This is a genomic window from Paraeggerthella sp. (assembly GCF_048427265.1).
Classification (GTDB): Bacteria; Actinomycetota; Coriobacteriia; order Coriobacteriales; family Eggerthellaceae; genus Paraeggerthella; species Paraeggerthella hominis.
The window spans coordinates 1-8663 of the sequence record NZ_DBFOSR010000100.1 but is presented as its reverse complement, the minus strand read 5'-3'; the positions used below and the strand labels follow the sequence as shown (position 1 = coordinate 8663).

The 8663-nt window shown below is 54.5% G+C and carries 5 protein-coding genes; all 5 read left to right on the top strand.

Features of this window, described 5'->3' with window-relative positions:
* Window positions 1–1785, top strand: a 1785-nt coding sequence (locus tag ACMNI9_RS09125; protein ID WP_418831727.1) for an ATP-dependent DNA helicase, incomplete at its 5' end; no start/stop codon positions are given.
* A 21-nt stretch (window positions 1786–1806) separates the two neighbouring features.
* Entirely contained in the window at window positions 1807–3180 is a 1374-nt protein-coding gene (locus ACMNI9_RS09120; RefSeq protein ID WP_418831726.1) for a hypothetical protein, read from the top strand.
* Window positions 3181–3237: 57 nt separating this feature from the next.
* Complete coding sequence (locus ACMNI9_RS09115; protein WP_418831725.1) at window positions 3238–6495, top strand: aminopeptidase; 3258 nt, start codon at window positions 3238–3240, stop codon at window positions 6493–6495.
* Window positions 6496–6642: 147 nt separating this feature from the next.
* Window positions 6643–6792, top strand: coding sequence for a DUF5679 domain-containing protein (locus ACMNI9_RS09110; RefSeq protein ID WP_169999052.1), 150 nt, complete (start codon window positions 6643–6645; stop codon window positions 6790–6792).
* A 251-nt stretch (window positions 6793–7043) separates the two neighbouring features.
* On the top strand, window positions 7044–8390 hold the full coding sequence (locus ACMNI9_RS09105; protein ID WP_114566369.1) for a citrate/2-methylcitrate synthase: 1347 nt from the start codon (window positions 7044–7046) through the stop codon (window positions 8388–8390).
* The last annotated feature ends 273 nt before the right edge of the window (window positions 8391–8663 follow it).

Sequence of the window (8663 nt, the reverse complement as noted above, 5' to 3'; positions counted from 1 at the left end):
TTCTCTCATTACCCGTGCCTGCGGCGCATAGATCGCATTGTGTCTGATGGCCCTCAGATGAGGCTTGTGAATGGCAAGGAGCAAACTCAGGCTCCGGCGCTCGCGGCTCTTCTTTCTTATGTGGAGCAAACCTCGTACGACGACATGGACGGGTTGAAAATCGATTATCGAGTACTGCCCCGTCGAGCGGTAACCACGACGAGCCATGATTGCCATCGCCGTAAATGCCCTTACTTCGGAACGTCTTGGTTTGTGCACGGGTCTCGCCGGCGCGCCGAGGCGGCCGATATCGTTGTGACCAACCACAGTCTTCTCTTTTGCGATTTAGTGGCCGATGGCGGGTTGCTTCCCTCTATTCGATACTGGGTGGTGGACGAGGCTCACGGGGCTGAATCGGAAGCGCGCCGAGCTTTTTCGGTTTCTCTGGCTGCTGAGGATATTACGCGTCTTGCTCATCGCGCCGGTGCTGACGAAGCTTCCCGTAACGTGTTCGTTCGAGCCGAGCGCCGCGTGGTGTTTTCCGGAAGCGAAGAAGGAAGCTCCCTGTTCTATGCGTTGAGCAGTAAAGCTCGAGCTGCCGGGAAAACGTATGCTGAAGCTGCGCAGGAATTCGCTTCCCACATGAAAGACCTGCTGTTCTTCGATCAGAACAAACGAGGACGAGGGTACGAAACCGTAGAGCTCTGGATCAATAACGATATTCGCAACAGCGCTACGTTCGGTCAAGTTGCATTGCTGGGGCGGGCTATGTCGGACGCTGCGGAAAAGCTGGTGGCCGCATGCCAAAATCTGGTTGCGTATCTGGAAGAGGTTGACGGGGCGGCTGAAATTCAGCGCGAGATCGCATCGATGGCTATCGAGCTGAAAGAACAGATCGATTCCGTTGACATCATATTGACCAAAGCGCCCGAATCCTGCGCATACTCCGCAACGATCAATCGCAAGAAAGACCGCGTTGCCGAAAAGCTTGAAGCGCTGATGGTCAACATGGGCGCGATTATGAACGAGACCTTGTTCGCGAAAACCCACTCAGTGGTGTTTGCTTCGGCTACGCTGTCGGTTGATGGAAAATTCACCGCGTTTGAGAACTCGCTCGGGCTGAACGAAACCGAATTCTCGCAATCCAGGACTTGCAAGCTTGATTCGAGCTACGACTACGACGGCCATATGACAGTGTACGTTGTTGACGATATGCCCGAACCGAGCGACGCAGCCTACCTTTCTTCGTTGCAGCGCCTTCTGGTGGACGTTCATCGTGCGCAGCAGGGGTCTATGCTGACGCTGTTCACGAATCGTCGCGAAATGGAGAAGTGCTTCGACGAAGTTAGTCCGCAGCTTAAAGAAGACGATCTCCGTGTTGTCTGCCAGAAATGGGGCGTGTCGGTAAAGGGACTTCGCGATGATTTCCTTGCCGACGAACATCTATCGCTGTTCGCTCTCAAGAGCTTTTGGGAAGGGTTCGATGCTCCCGGGGCTACGTTGAAGGGCGTGATTATCCCCAAGCTGCCGTTCTCCAAACCTACTGACCCCTTATCGTGCGAGCGCGCGGCGCGCGACGATCAGGCATGGCGCCGTTACGTGCTTCCCGCTGCTGTCCTTGAAACGAAGCAAGCGGCAGGAAGGCTTATTCGCAAGGCCGAGGACGAAGGCGTGCTTATTCTTGCTGATAAGCGATTGCTTACCAAGAGCTATGGCAAGGCTTTTTTGAATTCTCTACCAAGCCGAACTATCAAAATCATGTCCGCGCGCGAGATAGCGGACGATGTGCGGCGCGGTCGTGCGTGATCTAAGCTGCGACGGGGTTGTATGGCCAGGAGAGACGACAAGCTAACGCGAGCTGCACATATTAAGAGGCATACGAAGGGCACGTCGAACGAGATTTCGTTCAGCGTGCTCGATGCCGCTCGAGAGGCTCTTGACGGTGGCCGCGCAGAGAAGGAAAAGCGCGGCCCGTTCGGTCATGTGTCCTTGTTTACGCTGCCCGCGCGCAGAAAAAAACCCTCAGGGACCCCCACTAAGGAAAAAGGACTCCCTCTTTCGACTGGTGACTTCGTGTCGGTGGACGACAAAGAGGTTTCTTCGCGCTTCGATGCGTTCGATTTTGCAGCTCCAGCGATGGGGGGCGCTCAGGCTGCATCCTCGGACAAGACAAGACGTTCGAGGTCGTCTTCGTCGGCCTCCTCTGCACCGAGGAAAGCATCGAGCCCTTCTAAACCCGTTCGGTCTCCTGAAGAGGAAATAGCCCTGCGCAAAGCCCGCCGCAAATTGAGCAAAGTGGTGGCTGCTGTTGTCATATCGCTTACGATGGTGGTATTGCTGTCGCTTGGCGGGATGTATCTGTACAACGATCTTAAGAGCCATCAGAGCAATGTCGCGCAATTGGACGAGGCGCTTGATTTGGTGAATCAGGCTGACGAAGTGATCGTGGAACTCGATGATGTGGTCTCGCATCCTTTTGACGAGGGAATGGCGCAACGGCGCAAAGACGTGTACTCGCAGCTTGAAGCCGCGTCCCTTCAATTGAATCAGGCTGACGAAAAGGCCCGCGCTTCATCGCTTAATCTGAACGAATCGCGCGACAAGGAAGCGGCTAATCAGACTGTGGCCGCTATTGCTGCTCGTCGGTCGCTTATTGAATCGGGTACAGAGCTGCTCGAAGAGTCTTCCAGGGCTGAAACTGCCGCTATTAATCTTCAAAATGTTTGGAACGAGGTTCTGAAGGCCGATAGCCTCGCACGCGATGCGGCTAAACTGGTGAAAAATACGACAGCTGAGAATGTTCAAGCTTCGAAAGAAAAGACCAACGAGGCTCTTGCTGCGTTCAATGACGCCTATGGCGCTCTTTCCGAGGTGCAACGTGCCTACGGTGAAGCCGATATGAGCGCATTGCTCTCTTATGTGGAAAAAAGAATAGAGTCCCTTGGCTACGCGATAGCTTCGGATGACGCGTTTTTAGCTAAGAACAAAGAAGAGGCGTCTGCTCAGAACGAGGCGTACAACGTTGCCGATGCAGAGGCGGTCGCTCTTGCGAAGGCTATTCCCGAAAAACCCGAAACGCTTGTGTACGAAGCATACGAACAGGTCGTGTCCAGTATGGAGGAGTCGTACTCAACAGCTCGTTTACAAGCGGGGACGGCCGATGCTTTTATTCGCGATTATTTGGGCGCGGAAAGCAAATAGCGTATACTTGCATTATATGTGCCTTGTAGAAACACCAGGGAACGAAAGGCAAAGCTAATGCCGGAAATAGTAGATCACGTTGCGTATCTGTCCCAGGAAATCGGCCCGCGTCCAGCGGGAACCGAAGAGGAGCAGCAGGCGGCGCTGTACATAACCGAGCAAATGCAGAAAGAAGCTGGCCTTTCCGCAGTGATCGAGGATTTTAACGGCTCTCCGGATGCCGATATTCCCCGCATGATTTGCTGTGGTTGCTCGCTGGTCATCACGGTCGCGGCTTTGTTCGTGCCTGTTCTGGGAATCGCCTCGGTGGTTGTTACATTGATAGCAGCGCTTTTGTTTGCAGCGGAGGCGTTCGATCGACCGGTTCTGTCTAAGGTTTTGGCGCGAGGCGTCAGTCAAAACGTGGTGGCGAAGTACGATCCGGGTTATTCTGCTGAAGCGGGCGGATCTCGTCGGCGTAAAGTCGTCCTGGCGGCTCGTTATGATAGCGGCAAGGTGCGTGCCGAGCTGAACGGTCCGCTTGCGCAGGCGCTTCCTGCCATTCAATGGACGACGTTTGGGGCTATGGCCTTGCTGCCCGTTGTTTTGCTGTTGCGCAACGTGGTGTTCTTGAACGACGGTGGAATGGTTTCTACGGTTCTTAACGTGATTGTCGTCATCCTGCTGGTTCTTGCCTGCATTCCTTTGGTGACCGGCGCTCTTCATAAATTCGCCGCTTACAACGAGGGCGCGAACAGCAACGCTGCGGGTACGGCCGTACTGCTTGAAGTGGCGCGCCGCGTGGGTCGCGGCCGCGTAAGCGAAGCTGAACTGGCCGAACGTGGAGAAGCTGCCATTCATGGCGAAGATGCGGCCCGGGCTGCTGGATTGGTTCCCGAGGGAGTCGAGCTGGTATACGAGGCCGAGAACTTGAAGCCGCCCGCGATGGCTCCCCAGACGCCCGAAGCTCGTTTGGCGGCTGCAAAAGCGGCCGTTGCGGCTTTGACCGGAAAACCTGTGGCGGGTGCTGCTGCCGCTGACATAGCGCAGAATCTCGTCCAGATCAAAGAGCCTCCCCTGCCTCGTCCTTCCGATGAAGATTATCACGAGGTGCGCGGAGAGGTTTTGGAAGCGTTTTCCACTATTCCCCCCGATACCATGCAGGAAGCGCTCGCTAAGGCTGAAGCCGCTGCCCAGGATGTTGAGGGAATCGTTGCAGCCGGCGATGCTGCCCTGAACGTGGTTTCGTCGGTCGAGCCTACCTCGTACTCCACCGCATCGACGGGTGGAGTTCCCGACTGGTTCAGGAAGGCGCAGGAAAAGGCAAAGAAGCCCCGCACCGTTGAAAAGCCCGTGCAGCGTTCTCGTTATGCGAGCGCGCTCGATGCGGCCGTAAGCGAAAGCGCTGGTCATTTTGCCGAGGCGAACATGGCTGTTGAGCGCCGCTTCGAGCAGCAGATGGACGCGAACCGCGATGGCATTCGCGAGATAAAGGCCCCTCAGTGGAACGTTTCCCCCGACCATGCCGAAGCTCCTGGCAATGCTTCCAAGGACGAAGAAGCGGTCGATGGCGCTGCTTCTGCTGCCGAATATGGCGCTGAGAACGTGCATTCGTCGGACCCCTTCGACGGATCTGCGCCTTTCGCTCCGCAGGATGCGGAAAACGATCCGCTGTCCACCACCGCGATGGCTCCTATCGATGTCAGCGGCCTTCGACCGGGTGATCTACCTTCCATGCCGGAACTCTCCATGCCGTCGTTTTTGGATCCTCGCAAGGTTCAGGAAGAGGCTTTGGCAACGCGCCAAGACGAGCACCGTACGGATAACCGCGTAAACGTGACCGACGGCGTTTCTGAAGAGGATGAAGCGGTGTTCGGGCTTGCTCAGGATACCCCGCTCGACGAGGCGGCGCGCAAGCCCATCGTGCTGCCCGATATCGGCGTTTCTGCGGCGAAGCCGGCTCCTATCACCGAGCTGCCGAAACAGCGTGCTCCTTTAGCGGACGTTGAAAGCGCTGGTAAAACTGCTGCGAAGAGCCTGCTTACCATGCTTCCTTCCATCAGTTTGGGATCTTCCGACGAAAACGACGGATCGGGATCGACGTCTGCCGAAGGTTCCCCATCCGAAAAAGGCGCTTCCCTTCGCTCTATGCTTCCGTCTTTGTCGGGGGCTATTGCACGCACAAATGCGCCCGAGGCGAAAAGCTCTAACGTAAATGCCGCGGGGTCGTTCGCGCCTGCTGGAGCTACCGGCGCCTTCGCTCCTGTTGGCGATGAACTGCTCGACAACGTGGATCCCGACGACATCTATGTCGACGATGCTGATGACTCGGCATACGATGCTAACTTTACCGAAACGGGCGCTTTTGCCGGGCCTGGGTACGTGGAAATGCCGAAATCGCGCGTCCGTCGCTTGTTCGATCGTTTTCGTCGCAAAGATAAGGAAGAGGCGCCGAGCGCTCAGGAGTGGTTAAACGTAGACGACACGTTCGATGCACGCACCGTGGGAGCCGAGCGTGGCGGATGGGAGAGCTTCCGCGAGGAAGATGAGTCCGCGGGCGGCGTTGATCCTTCTGCAACTACGCGTATGGATGCGTACGAGGGCGATTATCTTGATGAGTCGTTCGATACGTTCGACGAGAACGCTTTTGTTGGCCAAGGTGATAGCTTTGAAGCCGATGGGTTCTACGGCGAGGAACTTGATGTCGAGGATGACGAATTCGACGGCTATAAAGGCAACGCCTCTCGCCCTTGGAACGGCGGCGCGTTCTCGGCCCGTCGCGTAGAGAACGCGGATTTCGATTCTGAAAGCCTTGCGGAGGAATCGGCTCAAGCTGCTGCGTCTGAAATCGAAATTTCGGACGAACTTCAGCAGATATACCAGTTCCGCAACCCTGATATCAATACGGAAGTATGGTTCGTCTCGCTGGGATCCGAGCTTACTCAAAACAGCGGTATGAAGGCTTTCTTGGCAGAGCACCAGCAGGATTTGCGCGGTGCGATCATCATCGATCTCGAAGCTCTGGGTGCAGGCGATTTGAGCATGATTGAACAGGAAGGCCAGTTCAAGACGGTAAAAACTTCTTCTCGTATGAAGCGTTACGTAAAGAAAGCTTCTCAAGCAACCGGAGTCAGCGTGTCGGGCGGGCGTATTCTGTGGCAGGACAGCGCTGCTTCGTTCGCTATCAAGCACGGCCATCAGGCAATGCACCTGGTGGGCATGGCGGGGTCCAAGCCTGCTTACTTCGCCCAAAGCGACGACGTTTTGGAAAACATCGATGAAGAAACGCTGTCGTCGAATGCAGACTTTGTTATGGAGTTGTTGAAGAATATATAGTCACCTGCGGATATACTCTTCAAGCATGTTCCAGGTGACCTATAATGGGCAATTGCGCATCTTGGGATGCAAGTTTACAACCTTGATTTAAGAGACGGGCTGCTTTGCGGTTCGTGAGAGTACAGGACAGAGAGGTGTTTTTCAGCCATGGCTATTGAGGCATATTGCGTGAAGTGCAAGGCAAAGAAAATCATGAAGGATCCCGTTGAGAGCACGACGAAGAACGGTAAGCCCATCACGAAGGGCAAGTGCCCGGACTGCGGCACCACGATCTGCCGTATCGGTGCTGCGAAATAGCCACCATCTCTTTTAAGAGTATTGAATGCCCGTCGTAGGACGGGCATTTTTATATATACCGAAGGTCTCGTATAATACTCTTTCACCATGGTTTTCACCGATAACTCCCTTTGGCTCGTTGTGCGGAAGGTTGTTGCGCTTTATCATGGTAAAGACTTCATTCTCCACTCTACAGGTACGCAAGGCCGTCGTTTCAGATTGGCCGTATCCGCTTTATCGAAAAGCCGTTGCTGCGGCAGGAAGGATGCGCTATGGGAGACGAGAAAAAAATCGCGCTGTACGAAAGCTTCAAAACCATTAACTCGATTGATGTCGATAATTACGATCTATACGACGTTAAGCGCGGTTTGCGCAATGCTGATGGTACGGGTGTCGTAGCGGGATTGACCAATATTGCGAACGTTCATGGCTACGTGATTTCGGATAATGAGAAAATAGCCGATGACGGCATGCTCCGATATCGCGGCTACGATATCTACGACCTGCTTGATACCGATGCTATTGATCGTCGCTTCAACTACGAAGAAGTTGCTTACCTTCTTCTAATGGGAGAACTTCCTACGCAGGACCAGCTGGATCGTTTCGTTTCCGTTCTGGATGCTGAGCGCGAGCTTCCCGATGGGTTTACCGCGTCGATGATCATGCGCGACACTCCCCCCGATATCATGAACGTTCTTGCGCGCACTATTCTGCTGCTGTATGCGTACGACCCCGAAGCCGAAGATCGCAGTGCTCATCACGAGGTTCATACGGCTATTTCCCTCATATCGCGCCTGCCTCGTATTATGGTCCTTACGTATTACGCCAAGCGTGCGCGTTACAACAATGAATCGATGATTATGCATCGTTTCCTGCCGGGGCAATCTACTGCAGAGACCATCTTGTCTATGCTTCGCCCGGACCGTGCTTTCACGCCCGAAGAAGCGCGAATGCTCGATATTATGCTGTGCCTGCACGCCGAACACGGCGGCGGCAACAATTCCACGTTTACGACGCGCGTTTTAACTTCGGCGGATACTGACGCGTATTCCACGTATGCAGGCGCAATTGGATCGTTGAAAGGCCGTAAGCACGGCGGTGCGAACCATCAGGTGCTGGCTATGCAGAAGGAAATCAAAGACCATGTTTCCGATTGGTCTGATGAGGGCCAGGTTGCAGATTACCTGGCGAAGATCGTCAATAAGGAAGCATACGATAAGACGGGGCTGGTATACGGCATGGGCCATGCCGTATACACGAAGTCGGATCCGCGTGCCGTGATCTGCAAGAAGTTTGCGGAGAAGCTTGCTCGAGGAACGGAATACGAGGCGGAATTCCAGCTGCTTGAGAATATCGAACGTCTTGCTCCTGAGGTTATCTTGAAGGAAAAGGGTACGCGCAAGGATATGTGCGCCAACGTCGATATGTACTCAGGCTTCGTGTATTCGATGATGGGCATTCCTGAAGATCTGTTTACTCCCCTGTTCGCTTGTGCTCGCATGTCGGGATGGGCTGCGCATCGTTTCGAGGAAATCGTTTCGGGCAAGCGCATTATTCGTCCGGCTTACAAGTCTGTACGCAAGGGCAAGCGCGACTACGTTCCCATGACGGATCGTTAAAGATTGCAACACTACTCAGGAAAAGCCGATGTTTCACGTGAAACATCTTAACCTCAAGACGTTCAGACACGAACGGCACAGCGCATGAAAACCAATCTATCGCCTATCCTCGTAAAGCAAGTAGCGATACGTTCAAAAAAAGAAAAGCCGATGTTTCACGTGAAACATCGGCTTGTCCTGAGTAGTGCTGCAGTCTTTAACGATCCGTCATGGGAACGTAGTCGCGCTTTCCCTTGCGTACAGACTTGTAGGCCGGTCGAATAATGCGCTTGC